General features: G+C 47.1%; 14 protein-coding genes. 12 read left to right on the forward strand and 2 right to left on the reverse strand.

From position 1 onward, the window contains the following. Nucleotides 1-879 precede the first annotated feature (879 nt). Nucleotides 880-1,785: a helix-turn-helix transcriptional regulator gene (locus tag L5L97_RS14920; protein ID WP_006083558.1), complete on the reverse strand. Its 906-nt coding sequence runs from the start codon at nt 1,783-1,785 to the stop codon at nt 880-882. Between the two features lie 69 nt (nt 1,786-1,854). Continuing rightward, nucleotides 1,855-2,727 carry a formate dehydrogenase accessory sulfurtransferase FdhD gene (locus tag L5L97_RS14925; protein ID WP_263182718.1) on the reverse strand — a complete coding sequence of 291 codons (873 nt, stop codon included), beginning with the start codon at nt 2,725-2,727 and terminating at the stop codon, nt 1,855-1,857. Between the two features lie 337 nt (nt 2,728-3,064). Here L5L97_RS14925 and L5L97_RS14930 point away from each other — a divergent pair, with 337 nt between their 5' ends. The 12 genes from L5L97_RS14930 to L5L97_RS14985 all read left to right on the forward strand — a co-directional run bounded on the left by L5L97_RS14930 (nt 3,065) and on the right by L5L97_RS14985 (nt 16,824). Then, on the forward strand, nt 3,065-3,529 hold the full coding sequence (locus L5L97_RS14930) for a DUF3305 domain-containing protein (protein ID WP_105250549.1): 465 nt from the start codon (nt 3,065-3,067) through the stop codon (nt 3,527-3,529). Beyond that, nucleotides 3,529-4,209 (forward strand): DUF3306 domain-containing protein, encoded by a 681-nt coding sequence (locus tag L5L97_RS14935; protein WP_263182586.1) that lies wholly within the window; start codon nt 3,529-3,531, stop codon nt 4,207-4,209. The genes L5L97_RS14930 and L5L97_RS14935 overlap by 1 nt, the downstream gene beginning before the upstream one ends. A 189-nt stretch (nt 4,210-4,398) precedes the next feature. Continuing rightward, the gene (locus tag L5L97_RS14940) at nt 4,399-6,060 is read left to right on the forward strand and encodes a 4Fe-4S binding protein (protein ID WP_263182720.1); all 1,662 of its coding nucleotides are present in this window, start codon (nt 4,399-4,401) and stop codon (nt 6,058-6,060) included. 10 nt (nt 6,061-6,070) lie between these two features. After that, a complete protein-coding gene (locus tag L5L97_RS14945) occupies nt 6,071-6,748 on the forward strand; it encodes a molecular chaperone (RefSeq protein WP_263182587.1) in 678 nt (225 codons plus the stop codon). Between the two features lie 177 nt (nt 6,749-6,925). Continuing rightward, nucleotides 6,926-7,117, forward strand: a complete 192-nt coding sequence (locus L5L97_RS14950) for a twin-arginine translocation signal domain-containing protein (protein ID WP_113940320.1) — start codon at nt 6,926-6,928, stop codon at nt 7,115-7,117. A 24-nt stretch (nt 7,118-7,141) separates the two neighbouring features. Continuing rightward, nucleotides 7,142-9,994 carry a formate dehydrogenase subunit alpha gene (locus L5L97_RS14955; protein WP_263182722.1) on the forward strand — a complete coding sequence of 951 codons (2,853 nt, stop codon included), beginning with the start codon at nt 7,142-7,144 and terminating at the stop codon, nt 9,992-9,994. 26 nt (nt 9,995-10,020) lie between these two features. Beyond that, the gene (gene fdh3B / locus L5L97_RS14960; protein ID WP_006083566.1) at nt 10,021-10,617 is read left to right on the forward strand and encodes a formate dehydrogenase FDH3 subunit beta; all 597 of its coding nucleotides are present in this window, start codon (nt 10,021-10,023) and stop codon (nt 10,615-10,617) included. Nucleotides 10,618-10,666: 49 nt separating this feature from the next. Beyond that, a complete protein-coding gene (locus L5L97_RS14965; protein WP_113940318.1) occupies nt 10,667-11,695 on the forward strand; it encodes a formate dehydrogenase subunit gamma in 1,029 nt (342 codons plus the stop codon). Nucleotides 11,696-12,091: 396 nt separating this feature from the next. Beyond that, nucleotides 12,092-12,292, forward strand: a complete 201-nt coding sequence (locus tag L5L97_RS14970; RefSeq protein WP_253989766.1) for a twin-arginine translocation signal domain-containing protein — start codon at nt 12,092-12,094, stop codon at nt 12,290-12,292. A gap of 17 nt (nt 12,293-12,309) precedes the next feature. Beyond that, nucleotides 12,310-15,162, forward strand: coding sequence for a molybdopterin-dependent oxidoreductase (locus L5L97_RS14975; protein ID WP_131525790.1), 2,853 nt, complete (start codon nt 12,310-12,312; stop codon nt 15,160-15,162). 29 nt (nt 15,163-15,191) lie between these two features. Beyond that, on the forward strand, nt 15,192-15,761 hold the full coding sequence (fdh3B, locus tag L5L97_RS14980; RefSeq protein WP_105250558.1) for a formate dehydrogenase FDH3 subunit beta: 570 nt from the start codon (nt 15,192-15,194) through the stop codon (nt 15,759-15,761). 79 nt (nt 15,762-15,840) lie between these two features. Continuing rightward, the gene (locus tag L5L97_RS14985; RefSeq protein ID WP_131525797.1) at nt 15,841-16,824 is read left to right on the forward strand and encodes a formate dehydrogenase subunit gamma; all 984 of its coding nucleotides are present in this window, start codon (nt 15,841-15,843) and stop codon (nt 16,822-16,824) included. Nucleotides 16,825-17,109 lie beyond the last annotated feature (285 nt).

The following is a 17,109-nucleotide window of genomic DNA, read 5'->3' on the forward strand; positions in this document are numbered from 1 at the left end:
AACAAACTGTACATATTGCTATGAACACTCATTGTTACATTGATTTAAATTTTTGACTGCCAACCCAAAGGTTAAGCAGTTTCGATTAACTCAACACCTGTGAGTGTCCACACAGATTTCTTGTTTTATCTTGTTAAAGAGCAACTCAACCTCATAAGAGAAGGTGAGTACCACACTGAGCGTCGAACGCTTCCAGTTGGCTAGGGCTGCGTATTCTACGCATTTCCCGTTTCGCGTCAAGGAGTTTTTGCAAACTTTCTCAACACTCATCAATCAGTAAACTCATTGATGAACTGTCACATCAGGCTGCTTAACGCTGCCTGCCGTGTCAGTGGATGCGCATTATAGGCAGTGAAACTTTTTGTGCAACCCCTATTTTAAGGAAATTTGCAGTTAATTCTAATTATCTAATCTAGCCACACCATACCCACCACTTACCCCCAAAGTTATCCACAAAATAGCGCTTTATCTGTAATTTGGCCCAATTGATTGCCAGCGTACAGTATCAAGACAAAGGGATCATGAGCATGAATGCTATCAGATTTAAATGAGAATAACGGCTGCTCGAACTGGAATATCTCACCTCCACTTTTATATAGAGTCGTTAATGGGAGAATTACGGGGAACAACAGAAGAAGATGACACTCTGAGTGTATTTGGCGATGAAGATACTTTACTTATATATAGTAGTTGCCTCCCATCAACCCACCATAGAAAGTCGAAACGATGTACTCAGCAATAGAAAGAGGGTCTCCTTGATACTTATTCGTTAGAGCAACTGGCTACATTAGATATCAGCATATAATAGTAGTAGCAGTAATAAGTAGTTCAGAGACCATTCAACTCTATTCACCTTAATCCATTACCGAGTTGAGTGGATTAGCTCGCACTCCATAGCAGTTGTCCGCAGTCTGTAAGATCATAGCCACCAAGTAGTGCCGCCATTTGCCTCGAGTGACCACTCGCCAACATAGTAAAAAGTTGTTGAAGCTGACGACGGAAGTAAATGCTTTGCGGCATAACGAAATCGAAAGACTCTTTAATCAGTGGCACGAAACTTAAACCACTTTCCAAAGCCACAGATTGACAACCAAAACCAATATCGGCATCACCCCTAGCGATATAACCCGCCAACTCGCGTTCACTATAGGCAGTTAGCACGACATTAAGTTGATCTAAGCGAGCACCTTGCTTTAACAACCAATGCTCTAAGTGCTGTTGGCTACCTGCGCCCCCCTGACGACTCACCCAACGCCAAGGCAAGTTCACGACTTTATCTTCTTCTTGGCATCTGTGGTGCATATCGGCACGCATGATCAACCCTTGCTGACGGGAGTAACCATGCACCATGATCCATTGTTGATGGTTGTTATAACCTTTAAGTAAAGCTGGGTGGCGAATATTTCTATCCTCCATGCTACCCCAGTGTAAGGTGCACACATCGGCATAACCTTTAGCAAGCAACTCTAACCCTAAGCGTGAACCTGTTGCGCTGTAGCTTATCAACTCACGGCTACCAACTTGCGCCATCAAACGCGCCACCAGCATAGATAATAGTGGATCGTCACTACCAGTGATCAATAAACGGTCGGTCAGCATGCCACTGTGGCAAGAATCCATTACCCAACGGTCGATTAACACTTTCGGAAATAGCCATTTACCGGTGATTTTAGTGGCGGGGAGAATTCTGTCATTAGCCATGGCGTAGACTTTTTTCTCATTAAGATCTAAATACTCAGCCACTTGCTTCGCGCTCATGTAGACCAATTCACTGGCAGACGTCATCTTGTTTCCTTGTCTTATTCTTCGTTACTGCATGTAAGTCTTAGCATTACTGTCTTAGCTAACTTGGGGCTAAGGAGCCGTATTGGCATCAAACTGCAGATTTTCACTACCGTGGTACACCAAAAAGTGACGACCTTTGGCGCGGGCAATAATAGTAATACCCAACTGCTGCGCTAGTGCTAAGCCCATCTGAGTCACGCCACTGCGTGATAGCAAAATAGGGATCCCCATTTTGGCGACTTTAATCACCATTTCCGAAGTTAAGCGGCCAGTGGTATAAAATATCTTATTATCGCCGCGATCCTGAGTCAGCCACATATCCCCAGCCAAAGTATCTACGGCATTATGACGGCCAACATCCTCGACGAAAGCCATAATTTTATCGTCTTCACACAAGCCACAACCGTGCACAGCACCCGCATTTTTATAGGTTTCATTATATTCGTTGATATTTTTCAATAAGCTATAAAGGGTGCTTTGCTTAAGACTTGGCGTTGGTAAATTGATGCCGTCTAAATCTTGCATAAAACTGCCATAAACCGTGCCTTGACCACAGCCTGATGTCACCGTTTTTTCGGAGAGTTTCTCATCAAGATCAGCGGTTTGTTCACGGGTAACCACGGCTGCAGAACTCACATCCCAATCGACGATAACAGAGTCCAGTAAGCTCACATCCGAAATAAAGCCTTGGTTCTTAAGATAGCCTAACGCCAGTGACTCAGGTTTCGCCCCTAGGGTCATAAGTGTCACTATTGGTCGCCAGTTCAAATACACGGTAAGCGGACGTTCGCAGGCGACAAATTTATCCATCACTTCCCCGGCTTCATTCACTGCTTTTACAGCAATGGTTAGCGGTACTTCCACTTGAGTTCTCACAAAAGAACACTGATGCTGAGTTTTTTGAGAAGGATTGGCTGCCGCTATTTCGCTATCTGTGCTCATGTTGTTATCAGGAATAGTGATATTTTCAGAGATCATAATGTTACCGCTTAACGAGTCATGGCCAGAGCATAGCAATATTTATACCTAGACATAAAAATTGGGGTTAAATGCGTGATCTGCCGCAATGCTGATTTTTCATTAGCCCTTTTATGTCCCAAACAAAATCCTGTACTGGACAAAATGTCCAATTTATAGGGTGTTTTTGATGATCTAGCTCAAACTAATCCACTATGTTTACTGGCACCAATATTGCAGTGACCTTTTATCGCAATTTGTTGGTAAAACCGAACCGTTCACTCTACGGTTTGTCCATCAACACGGCTGAGACGGAGAGACAATGCAACATACAACTAGTGTTTGGCCTATGTACGTTTCACTCAAGAAAGTAGAGAAGCAAGTTGGCCGCTGGACCTCAGTACAATGGGAAATTGATCACCTACTTCCCGCCACCCATCAAGCCCCAGACGATGCAACCTTAGTGCTACTCGAACTGCACAAAGACGAACGCGCCAGCTATCGCCTCAATCTCGATTTAGATAACGCCATGCTGTATTTAGTATGTGATGAAACGGCCGATGGCACTTGGATACCTGCGGCATTATCGGCGGATCAGAATGTCGCGGCGGGTTGCCTTGAGGGCAATACCCCTGTCCTCAACTTATTGATGCCAAAAGCTATTGCTTGTTGGATTGAAGCTTTTATCACCCAATATGGTGAAGTCGAAATTGCCGCTCATCGCCGTAAACATGTCGATGGCCGTAATAATCAAGGCCCAAGTCACGATCCATTGCGGAGGGACTAATGGCTGAATCCATACAAAAAACAGGCGGGCTACTGAGTCGCTGGAACCAACGGCGCGAACAAGTTGCAGCAGAGGAAGCGCGGGAGGCTGACGGGGAAATCACACCTCAGGAGGCCATCGTAGCCGAGCCTACTATGGCAGTTGAGCAGCTTCAACCCACAGAGTCAGCCTTTGAACCTAATACTGCAGAGCATGACGATCCTAATCGCATCCTCACTGCAGCGGATTTACCCAATCCCGACGAAATTGAAGTAGGCGGCAGCTTTGCGAGTTTTATGGGCGCCAATGTTGACCCTGCGGCTAAATCAGCAGCGCTACGTGCACTGTGGAAACAACCGCATTTCAACGAGATAGATGGGCTTTTGGAATATGCACTCGATTACAGTAATCAACCGAAACTCAGTGCAGAAGTCTCAGCTGAATTGATGCAAAAAGTCTTCCGTTACATAGCCGAAGACAGCGAGACCTCGGATGAAGAATCAGCTGTTTTAGCCAAACAAACTGAAGAAAGCAATCCATCCACGAGTCTTGATGTAAGCGAAACAACAACTCATGAGACTAATGAAGTCGAAGTCGAATGGGCAGCTGAGCCGATAACGGACAATTTGGATGGGGAGACTGATGACCTACCCCAAAATGCACCAGAGCCCTTAGCTCAGGTACATACCCGAGTTGTTTAACGTCAGTTTAGCTAATTTTAATGTCCGTAACTTTGGTATGTGAATTGCTGTACTAAGATATAAAAAAGCTTAGATAAAAGCAGAAAAGGCAATGACTTACTTATTACCAGCCGCCTAAATCTGCCCAGATACAGTAAAACAAGAAACAGCCAAAGTACTGTTCAGGAACGCAATGTGAGCACTTATTTGATGACCAATCAAACCCAAGAAGCGTTAAAACAAGCGCGACAACAGGTATTAACGCAAACTCAGATGTTGCAGAATCTGATCCCGCCAACTGTCAGCTATACCACCGAAGGCAATGTTCTTATTATTGGCCCAGAAGATCTGGCTCGCCTCGCCGCGGACAAATTGTCCACTATGGCCCATAGAGTGATTTTAGCCAATGAAGCCATTACCAGCCAAGATGAAGCGCACCTAGAACGTGTCATGGCAGCGGCAACTGATGTCGAAAGCTATTACAACAAACTCATTGGCGTAAAAGGCTTTTTAGGCCAATTCCAAGTCAGTGTTGAACATCAAGATGGTGCTGCCGAACTCAGTTTAGTGTCAATCCGTAAACCCCATTTCGATATCGTGCTCGATTTGAGCAGCGCAGCTTGTTTGAACTTAGAAATGCTGCCACCCGGCTATTTTTACGTAGGCCAAGACGCAGAAAAACTCGAAGATGCCCTCGCGCAAATTCCCGATCTCATCGGCCAATTTGATAAGCCGCGCTACGTCAAAATTAACTCAGATATCTGTGCCCACGACCGCAATGGCATCAATGGTTGTAATCGTTGCCTCAACTTCTGCCCAGCAGATGCGATCAGTAGTGTCGCAAAGAAAATTGAAATCGATCCATATCTTTGCCACGGCGCAGGCAGTTGTACCAGCGCTTGCCCAACGGGTGCCATCAGTTACGATTTACCTACGCCGCAAGCTTTGCATTCATACCTGAACAAAATCGTTAGTCGGTTCCGCGAGCAAGCCCAAACCGCACCAGTGATCTTGTTCCACGATAATGCTGTCGGCGCCAACTTTATTAGCGACGATTTAGCAGGCGACATCATCCCCGTTGCCCTCGAAGAAATTACCGTTTCTAGCGTCGATCATTGGTTGTCAGTACTCGCTTGGGGCGCGCGCCAAGTGCTGATCCTCAACACAGACGCAACAGCGCCAACCCTAACGCAAATGCTTAAAGGCGAACTGTCGTTAGCCAATAGCATTTTAGATGAAATGGGCCAGCCACAACGCATTAGCCTCATCGACCCGAGCATGCTTGCCGATTTACATTCGATACTCGATATCAGCTTAGATTGGCCCGTGATCGTGCCCGCCGCATTTGTGTCGACCACTAAACGCAATACGCTATTTGAAGCGATCGACCACCTCAATAGCCAAGCGGGTGAAATCGATACTTGCCTTAGCCTCAGCAATATTCCCTTTGGCAAAGTCAGTGTGAATGTAGAAAAGTGCACTATGTGTATGTCCTGCGTGGCAATTTGCCCAACCGTGGCATTACAAGATGGCGGCGACAAACCTGCACTACACTTCATCGAGCAAAACTGCGTGCAATGTGGTTTATGTGAGGCAGCGTGTCCTGAAAAGGTTATCAGCCTTACCCCGCAAATTAACTTTAATAAAGCTGCCCGTCAGCAACAACACACCCTGAAAGAAGAAGCCCCCTTCGAATGTATTCGCTGCGGCTCTCCTTTTGCGACCCAATCTATGGTGCATCGGATGCTGGATATGGTCGGCGCGCACAGCGCATTTTCTGCCAATATTGAACGCTTGAAAATGTGTGGCGACTGCCGGGTAAAAGACATGTTTGAAGACATTCTTCAAGATCCTGAAAAGCAACTGCGATAAGAGATCCGCTATGACCGAATCAGTAAGACAAGTTTCAGAAAACGATCAGTTGAGAGCCGATATCTATCAACTGTTAGCCGCCCTATTGCGCCGTCAGCCAAGCCCTGAACTGCTACAGTTTTTGGCCAATCTTGAAATTGATGCCAATGAAGACAACGAGATGACTAAAGCTTGGTTATCACTCCAACTCGCCGCACAGCAGTTCAACAGTGCACAACTAGAAGACGAGTATTTTGCCCTGTTCCTCGGTGTAGGTTGCGGTGAGATCCTGCCCTACGGCAGCTGGTTTATGACGGGCTCATTGATGGATAAACCACTGGCATTGCTACGCCAAGACTTAATGCAACTGGGGTTTGAACGCGAAGACAACGTCAAGGAACCCGAAGATCACGTTGCTGCCCTGTGTGAAGTGATGGGTACCCTGATTTTAGAAGCGCCAAGTTATCGCCAATTGGCTTTTTACCAACGCCATATCGGCAGCTGGATTGGCCGTTTTTGCGACAATTTAGCCAAAGCGCCAAGTGCGGCGTTTTACGCCACGGTTGCACAGCTAGCAAAAGCTTTTTTTGCAATGGAAGCCAGTGCTTTTGAGCAATTAAGCTTAGATATTCCAGTCAATTGCCCAGGCAGCGCAGACTTACAGCCAGCCACCAGCGATTTAGCAAAACCAGTAGAGTTAATGAACTAAGACTAAACTGAGTGATAGCGCGGCATGTGCGTGCTAAATGTAAATGTTAGAGATGAGTTCAAACTGCGAAGGTGAGATTAATGTTCACCTTCGCAACAATAACTGAAGCTTAGGCTTCCACAATAACCGAGGTGGTAGCCGTTTGTACCACCTTATCCAGTAACACAAGGAGACACTATGAAGAAGCCAGCTTCCGACATGGGCCGTCGTCAATTGCTTAAAGCATTGGCACTCGGCAGTGCGGCAGGCGCAGTGGTCACTGTGAGTAGTCAAGCGTTAGCTTCGACAAAAACGGCAGCAACCACAGAGCCTAAAAGTGAGAACTACCGCGAAACCGACCATATTCGTAGCTATTATGCGTCGCTTTAAAACTAAAATAGAGGAGAGTGTGTGATGCGATTAACCCGCAAAACAGACCAGGTTGTCGAAGCTAAAGCGCCAGCACTGGGTCTCAATCGTCGTCAATTCTTAAAATCGGCAAGTCTTGCCACAGGAGGGATCGCTGCGGCGTCCATGCTGGGCACAGGCATGATGCGTAAAGCACAGGCCCAAGAAGATATTGGCCATAATGTTCCCACCGAAGTCAAACGTACCATCTGTTCTCACTGTGCCGTAGGTTGTGGTGTGTATGCAGAAGTACAAAATGGTGTATGGACGGGTCAAGAACCCGCATTCGATCACCCGTTCAACGCTGGCGGTCACTGCGCGAAAGGTGCTGCACTGCGTGAACATGGTCACGGCGAAAAACGCCTGAAATACCCCATGAAGTTAGAAGGCGGAAAATGGAAAAAGATCTCTTGGGATCAAGCGATTAATGAAGTCGGCGATAAAATGGCTTCAATTCGTCAAGAGTCAGGCCCAGATTCGGTCTACTTTATGGGTAGCGCTAAGTTCTCTAACGAACAAGCTTATTTATATCGCAAATTTGCGGCATTGTGGGGTACGAACAACGTCGACCATTCTGCCCGTATTTGTCACTCTACCACGGTAGCCGGTGTTGCTAACACTTGGGGCTACGGTGCGCAAACCAACTCAATCAACGATATTCGCAACTCTAAGTGCATCATGTTTATTGGGGCAAACCCCAGTGAAGCGCATCCTGTTGCCATGCAGCATATTTTGATTGGTAAAGAACGCGGTGCCAAAATCATCGTTGTTGATCCACGTTTCACCCGTACTGCATCGAAATCTGACGAGTACGTGCATATCCGTCCTGGCACAGACATCCCCTTCATTTATGGCCTGTTATGGCACATATTTGAAAACGGCTGGGAAGATAAAGAGTTTATCAAACACCGTGTCTATGGCATGGATCGTATCCGCGAGGAAGTGAAGAAGTATACCCCTGAAGAAGTTGAGTTAGTTGCGGGTGTACCAAAGGCGCAAATGTACCGCGTCGCCAAAATGATGGCAGAAACCAAACCCGGCACCATTATTTGGTGTATGGGTGGTACTCAGCACCACGTGGGTAACTCGAACACTCGCTCCTACTGTCTTTTACAGTTAGCACTGGGCAACATGGGTGTACCTGGCGGCGGCACTAACATTTTCCGTGGCCATGATAACGTGCAAGGCGCAACCGACTTTGGTTTGTTATTTGATAACTTACCGGGTTACTACGGTTTAACGACTGGCGCTTGGGCCCATTGGAATAATGTGTGGGATCTCGACCCTAATTGGGTAGCGAGCCGTTTCGATCAAGGCGAATATCTAGGACAAAAACCGCAAACCTCTGCGGGTATTCCTTGTTCGCGCTGGCACGATGGCGTGTTAGAAGATAAAACCAAGATAGCGCAAAAAGACAATATTCGTCTGGCGTTCTTCTGGGGACAATCGGTCAACACTGAAACCCGTGGCCGTGAAGTGCGTGAAGCTTTAAATAAAATGGATACCGTCGTCGTTGTCGATCCATTCCCAACCATGGCGGGTGTTATGCACCAACGTCAAGATGGGGTTTATTTACTTCCTGCGGCAACCCAGTTTGAAACCTACGGTTCAATCTCTGCGACTAACCGCTCAGTACAATGGCGTTCTAAGGTCATAGAGCCCCTGTTCGAATCCCTGCCTGATCATGTGATCATGTACAAACTCGCCAAAAAAGTGGGTATAGATAAAGAGCTATTCAAGCATATTAAAGTCAATGGTGAAGAGCCTTTGATTGAAGATATCACCCGCGAATTTAACACAGGTATGTGGACTATCGGTTATACCGGACAAAGCCCAGAGCGTTTAAAAATGCACCAAGAAAACTGGGGTACTTTTGATGCTGATAGCCTAGAAGCCCCCGGCGGTCCTGCCAAAGGCGAAACCTACGGCTTACCTTGGCCTTGTTGGGGGACACCAGAGATGAAACATCCTGGTACCCAGATTCTGTATAACGAAGCCAAACATGTGAAAGACGGTGGCGGTAACTTCCGTGCTCGCTATGGTGTGGAACATGAAGGCAATAATATTCTTGCCGAAGGTACTTACTCTAAAGGCAGTGAGATCCAAGATGGCTATCCTGAATTTACCGCCGATATGCTTAAGCAATTAGGTTGGTGGGATGACCTGACCGAAAACGAGAAAAAACACGCCGAAGGCAAAAACTGGAAAACTGACATTTCCGGCGGTATCCAACGTGTTGCTATCAAGCACGGCTGTATCCCTTACGGTAACGCTAAAGCTCGTTGTATTGTATGGACATTCCCAGACGATATTCCACGCCACCGCGAACCACTTTACACGCCTCGTCGTGACTTAGTCGCTAAATACCCCACCTACGAAGATCGTATGGTTGCTCGTTTACCGACACTGTATAAGTCAATTCAAGACAAGGATTTTGCTAAAGACTTCCCATTGGCACTCACATCAGGCCGCCTAGTGGAATATGAAGGTGGTGGTGAAGAATCCCGTTCTAACCCTTGGTTAGCTGAACTACAACAAGAAATGTTCATCGAAATGAACCCTGCAGATGCAGCGGATCGTGGTATTCGTGACGGTGACAATGTTTTTGTTCATGGTCCAGAAGGCGCCAAAATCACGGTTAAGGCTATGGTGACACCGCGCGTTATTGCCGGTGAATGTTTTATGCCATACCACTTTGCTGGGGTGTTTGAAGGCGAAAGCCTAGCGAAAAACTATCCTGAAGGCACTGTGCCTTACGTGATAGGCGAATCTGCAAACACCATTTTAACTTATGGCTACGACGTTGTGACTCAGATGCAAGAAACTAAGTCCAGCCTATGCCAAATCAGCAAAGCCTAACCTACTTGATGAGGAGATAAGCCATTATGGCAGTCATGAAATTTCTGTGTGACACCAAGCGCTGCATCGAGTGTAACGGTTGCGTCACTGCATGTAAGAACGAAAACGACTCCGCTCTCGAGTGGGGAATTCAACGTCGCCGCGTGGTGACGATCAACGATGGTCTACCTGGCGAAGCCTCAATTTCAGTAGCTTGTATGCACTGTACTGACGCTCCCTGCATGGCCGTATGTCCGGCAGATTGTTTCTACCGTACCGAAGACGGCATAGTGCTGCACAACAAAGATACTTGTATCGGTTGTGGTTATTGCTTCTATGCTTGTCCATTTGGTGCACCGCAATTCCCGAAAAAGACTGCCTTTGGTAGTCGTGGCAAGATGGACAAGTGTACTTTCTGTGCCGGTGGCCCAGAAGAAACATTCTCCGAAGCCGAGCGTAAAAAATACGGTGCCAACCGTATTGCTGAGGGCAAGTTACCTATGTGTGCTGAGCTTTGTTCTACTAAAGCGCTGCTCGCAGGTGATGCGGAAGTGGTATCAAACATTTACCGTCAACGTATGGCCTCTCGAGGCAATCCTAACGTGATTTGGGGTTACAACCCCAAGACAGGTGAGATTAACTAAGCAGAGCGAGGGTTAGGGAGAAATCCCTAACCTCTGGCAAGGAGTGAAAATGTTAAACAAACAGTTAAACAAATCACTGCGCAGTCTGTTTGCTCTGTTGGTGCTCGTCATGGGATTGGGATTAGGTTCAGTCATGAGCTCAAACCCAGTACACGCAAGTGATCAGCAATCGAGTCAACAACAGGCGAAAGCGCAAACCAGCGATGCCGATCTTTGGCGAGCGGTAAAAGCAGGCGATGCCGGCTATACCACTGCCAAAGGGATAGATACTGGGGTGTTGATTAACGTTGCCGGTAACCAAGGTAAAGAACTGAGAAATGAATACTTAACCCCCGTCATGGCGCTAGCCGTGGTCGGTGTGTTTGGTGCTTTCTTATTGTTTTATCTGGTGAATGGTCCATCAAAACTAAGTCATGGCTTTTCAGGCAAGATGGTTTCGCGCTGGTCAAAGGCGGATCTGTGGATCCATTGGATCATGGCGAGCAGCTGTCTGGCACTGATGTTTACCGGTCTAACCATAATGTTAGGTAAGCATGTCATACAGCCAATGTTAGGCCCCGACCTTTGGGCGCCATTGATCTATGGCAGCAAAACAATCCACGATTGGGCTGGTCCCATTTTTATCGCGGCTTGGGCTGTATGTGTGGTGAAATGGATGCCGTTACAAACCTTCAAGATGTATGATTTGAAATGGTTTTTAGTGGTAGGTGGTTATATCAACTTTGGCCCGTTCAAAGGTAAACACCCTGACAGTGGTTTCGCTAACGCCGGTGAAAAAATGTGGTTCTGGACCCTGATGTTGTTTGGTTTATTCATCAGCGTATCTGGCATCATGTTGGTATTACCAGGCTTGGATTTACCCCGCGAAGCCTCTATGGGCGCGCTGCTGATCCACTCTATCAGCGCCATTATCTTGATTGCCTTTACTATAGTGCATATTTGGATGGCGACCGTACTGAGCGAAGGCGGTATGGAGTGTATGAAGTCAGGCTATTGTGATGAAAACTGGGCAATCCAGCACCACAACCTGTGGTATGACGAAATCAAAGCCAACGGCAGCTTAAAGTATAAAGACTAAGTTAAACCGCAGCTTTTACATCCTCAAAACACCCCGCCTCGCGGGGTGTTTTTTATTCGCACTGATACCCCTCGCATTAATTCAACAGTACAAAAAATTAACAACTGAAACAGCGAGATACAAAAATCCGCCAACGCCATCCTCCCCAGTAGTTCACTAAACTATGAGCGAGTTAACGCTTTAAGAGAACGGCCGCCGATTTCAGGGCTGCAAACTGTCCTAGATCAATTCCTACTCAACCCTTTCCTACTATATTGCCGTCACGCGCGATGATTGATGGTAAACAAGATGATTTCATTATCTTTTTCGCCGCTAATCTTCACTTTTTGATAACAAGATGAACCCCACAAAAAGCCGTGCGATCTCAAAAACTAAACCCTAATTTCAGGAGTCAGCATGAAGCAGCAACCCAGCGATTTATCTCGCCGATCTTTGCTCAAAGCGCTCACCGTCGGCAGCGTAGCGGGTGCCGCCATTGCCGCAACCGGCATGAGCGTGGCACAGGCCAGCGAGAGCAGCAAGGTAACCACTAAAGAGTCAAAGGGTTACCACGAAACTGCGCATATCAGCAGCTATTACGATAGCTTGCGCAGCTAATCTAGGAGAAGTCAGCGATGAAGTTAACTCGCAAGTCCAATGTTGCCACAGTGGCAGACAAACCGGCGTTAGGCATCAGCCGTCGTCAATTTATGAAGCACGCAGGTATCGCCACAGGTGGTATTGCCGCAGCATCTCTGATGGGCACAGGCATGATGCGTCGTGTCGAAGCCAAAGAAGTGCCGCATGATGCGCCAATCGAAATCAAACGTACTATTTGTAGTGCCTGCGCCGTCGGTTGTGGCCTGTATGCCGAAGTACAAAATGGTGTGTGGACGGGCCAAGAACCCGCATTTGACCACCCATTCAACGCTGGCGGTCACTGCGCGAAAGGTGCTGCACTGCGTGAGCATGGTCATGGTGAAAAACGCCTGAAATATCCAATGAAGTTGGTTGATGGCAAGTGGAAAAAAATCTCTTGGGAAGATGCTATTAACGAAGTGGGCGACCAAATGCTCAACATTCGTAAAGAATCTGGCCCAGACTCAGTGTACTTCATGGGTAGCGCTAAGTTTTCTAACGAAGGTTGTTACATGTACCGCAAGTTGGCGGCTATGTGGGGCACAAACAACGTCGACCATTCAGCTCGTATTTGTCACTCTACCACGGTAGCCGGTGTTGCTAACACTTGGGGCTACGGTGCGCAAACGAACTCTTTCAACGATATCCAGAATGCTCATGCCATCTTCCTGATCGGGGCAAACCCAGCAGAAGCGCATCCCGTTTCGATGCAACATATTCTGATAGCTAAAGAAAGAAACAACGCTAAAATCATCGTCGTTGACCCACGTTTCTCTCGCACTGCAGCGCATTCAGACTTGCATTGTGCAATTCGCCCAGGCACTGATATTCCTTTTATTTACGGTATGTTATGGCACATTTTTGAAAATGGTTGGGAAGATAAAACCTTTATCAAGCACCGCGTATTCGAGATGGAAAGTATCCGTGCTGAAGTGAAGAAATTCCCACCTAAAGAAGTCGAAAACATCACTGGTGTGAGCGAAGCCGAGGTTTATCAAGCGGCTAAATTAATGGCTGATAACCGTCCTGGCACTGTGATTTGGTGTATGGGTGGAACTCAACACCACGTTGGTAATGCCAACACTCGCGCTTATTGTATTCTGCAATTAGCACTGGGCAACATGGGCGTTTCAGGTGGCGGCACTAACATTTTCCGTGGCCACGATAACGTACAAGGCGCAACGGACTTAGGTTTGTTATTTGATAACTTACCCGGTTACTACGGTTTGACCTCAGCAGCATGGAGTCACTGGACCCATGTTTGGGATCTGGACATGGCATGGGTGAAAGGTCGTTTCGATCAAACAGCCTACCTTGGCAAAGATCCAATGACGACACCGGGTATTCCTTGTTCTCGTTGGCACGATGGAGTGTTAGAAGATAAGAGCAAATTAGCGCAGAAAGATAATATCCGTATGGCGTTTTTCTGGGGACAATCTGTCAACACTGAAACCCGTCAGCGTGAAGTGCGTGATGCATTAGACAAGATGGACACAGTCGTCGTTGTCGACCCATTCCCAACGATGGCAGGTGTTATGCACCGTCGTAAGAATGGCGTATATCTGCTGCCTGCGGCAACTCAGTTTGAGACTCACGGTTCAGTATCTAACTCAGGCCGTTCTATCCAGTGGCGTGAGCAAGTCATCGAGCCACTGTTCGAGTCTAAAACCGACATCGAAATCATGTACCGTTTAGCCCAAAAACTGGGTATTGCCGAGCAGTACACTAAACGCATCGCGATTGAAAATGGTTTACCTGTGATTGAAGAAATCACCCGTGAAATCAACCGCGGTATGTGGACTATCGGTATGACAGGTCAAAGCCCTGAGCGTATCAAGTTACACACCCAAAACTGGGGCACTTTCAGCAACAAGACGTTGGAAGCCGCAGGCGGCCCAGCTAAAGGCGAAACCTACGGTTTACCTTGGCCATGTTGGGGCACACCAGAGGCTAAACACCCTGGCACTCAAATCCTTTATAACCAAGCCAAACACGTTAAAGACGGCGGTGGTAACTTCCGCGCCCGTTACGGTGTTGAATATAAGGGTCAAAGCATTTTAGCCGATGGCACTTATTCTAAAGGCGCTGAAATTCAAGACGGTTACCCAGAATTTACTGCCGATATGCTCAAACAATTGGGTTGGTGGGATGATCTGACGGCGGAAGAGAAAGCGGAAGCCGAAGGTAAAAACTGGAAAACAGATTTGTCAGGCGGCATAGTGCGCGTGGCGATCAAGCACGGTTGTATCCCCTTTGGTAATGCTAAAGCTCGTTGTATTGTATGGACTTTCCCTGACCAAGTCCCTGTACACCGTGAACCGTTATACACAGCACGTCGTGACTTAGTGGCGAAATACCCAACCTATGACGACATGCAAGTACACCGTCTCCCTACGCTGTATAAGTCTATCCAAGACAAAGACATGAGCGGCAAGTACCCGCTGGTACTGACATCGGGTCGTCTGGTTGAATACGAAGGTGGTGGTGAAGAATCTCGCTCCAACCCTTGGCTGGCTGAACTTCAACAGGAAATGTTCGTTGAGATAAGCCCTGCCGACGCTGCCGATCGCGGCATTCGTAACGGTGAAGACGTCTGGTTAGAAGGCGCCGAAGGTGGCCGTATTAAGGTACAAGCCATGGTTACCCCAAGGGTAAAACCCGGCGTTACCTTTATGCCATATCACTTTGCGGGTGTGATGCACGGAGAAAGTTTAGCGCCTAATTATCCAGAGGGAACAGTGCCTTACGTTATTGGTGAATCTTGTAACACTGCGCTGACCTATGGTTATGACCCTGTGACACAAATGCAGGAAACCAAGGCATCACTCTGTCAGATTGTTAAAGCGTAAGTGCAGCTTAAGCTAGGAGAATTGCCATTATGGCTACAATGAAATTTTTGTGTGATACCAAGCGCTGCATCGAATGTAACGGTTGTGTCACTGCCTGTAAAAACGAAAACGACTCCGCTCTCGAGTGGGGGATCCAACGCCGCCGCGTAGTGACGATCAACGATGGTCAACGTGGTGAAGCCTCAATCTCTGTCGCCTGTATGCATTGCTCAGATGCACCTTGTATGGCGGTTTGCCCAGCAAACTGCTTCTACAGAACCGACGACGGCATAGTGCTACACGACAAAGATGCCTGTATTGGTTGCGGTTACTGCCTTTACGCCTGTCCATTTGGCGCACCTCAGTTCCCGAAAAAAGGTGCCTTTGGTAGCCGCGGTAAGATGGATAAATGTACCTTCTGTGCCGGTGGCCCAGAAGAAAACCACTCAGATGCAGAACGCCAAAAATACGGTTCAAACCGTATTGCCGAAGGCAAACTGCCTATGTGTGCAGAACTGTGTGCGACTAAAGCCCTGTTAGCGGGTGATGCCGAAGTGGTTTCAAGCATCTTCCGTGAGCGTGTGGCTTATCGTGGTGCTAAAAACGCGGCTTGGAATTAATTCAGGTCAACAGGATCTGTCCACAGACTTAGCTTAGCGCCTATCTAGGTGGGCGCGACTAAGTGAGAGAGGATGTATGATGAACAAATGGTTCAAACACATAGGTTTAGCCATAGCACTGTTATTTAGTGCTGTGTGTATAGCCAATGGTGGTGATGAACTGGCGAATCAAGTTCAACAGTCTGATGCCCAAATTTGGGCGCAACTGAAGGATGGTGCCACGGGATACACTACCTCCCAAAGTGAGTTTCATGCTCAGCCGATCAATACCTACGATTTACGGGTATTAGCGCTGCGTAGCGACTGGTTAGCGCCCGCCTTAATGGCAGCACTATTCGGTATGATCATTATCTTTGTCCTATTTATCAAGGTGAATGGCATCTCCAAGCTGCACCATGGTTTTTCAGGCAAGTTAGTGCATCGCTGGTCTAAGTTTGATGTTTCAATCCACTGGTTAGGCGCGATTCCATGCTTACTGTTGATTTTAACAGGCTTAACCTTGCTGGCGGGTCGCTTCTTCTTCCAACCTTGGTTGGGCGAAGGCATCTGGGAAGCAATCGTCTATGGCGCGAAGCAAATCCATGACGTGATGGCAATTCCCTTCATGATAGGTTGGGCATTGATGACCACCCTATGGGCGAAAAACCAACTGCCAAAAATGTACGACGTAAAGTGGTTCATGGTAGTAGGCGGTTACATTAACTTTGGTCCGTTCAAAGGTAAGCACCCAGATGCAGGTTTTGCTAACGCGGGTGAGAAAATGTGGTTCTGGGCATTTGCCCTGTTTGGATTAGTCATTTCAGCCTCGGGCATGTTATTACTCTTCCCTAACCTGTTCGAGCCAAGCCGTACATTAAGCTTGATCGCCCTGGTACTGCATTCAGTGAGCGCTATCGTGATCTGTGCTTTCTCTATCGTACACATCTTCATGGCAACTGTGATGTCAGAAGGTGGTATGGAATGTATGGTGTCAGGCTACTGTGATGAAAACTGGGCAAGCCAACATCACAACCTATGGTTTGATGAAATCAAAGCCAACGGCACGCTTAAATATAAAGAATAAGACTGAAATCTAGTTGTAGGTATTCAAAAAATACTTAGCCACTAGCAAACGTAGAGCCCCCGTCAATCACTACTGGCGGGGGCTTTTATTTCAGCATGAGTCATCGGCTTTAAGTATATGTCTGAATTACATTTTGAATCATTTGTAGCATTTGAGTATGAGATCACAAAGACCAATTTAAATGCTAAATCACTGTAAAAAAATTGCATGTATCATAGTTATTTAATAATAAAAACAATCATCTAGATAAAAATTGAATTTAAACAACACAACATTTCGTAACCT

The sequence above is a fragment of the Shewanella sp. SM71 genome, from assembly GCF_025653905.1.
Taxonomy (GTDB): Bacteria; Pseudomonadota; Gammaproteobacteria; order Enterobacterales; family Shewanellaceae; genus Shewanella; species Shewanella oncorhynchi.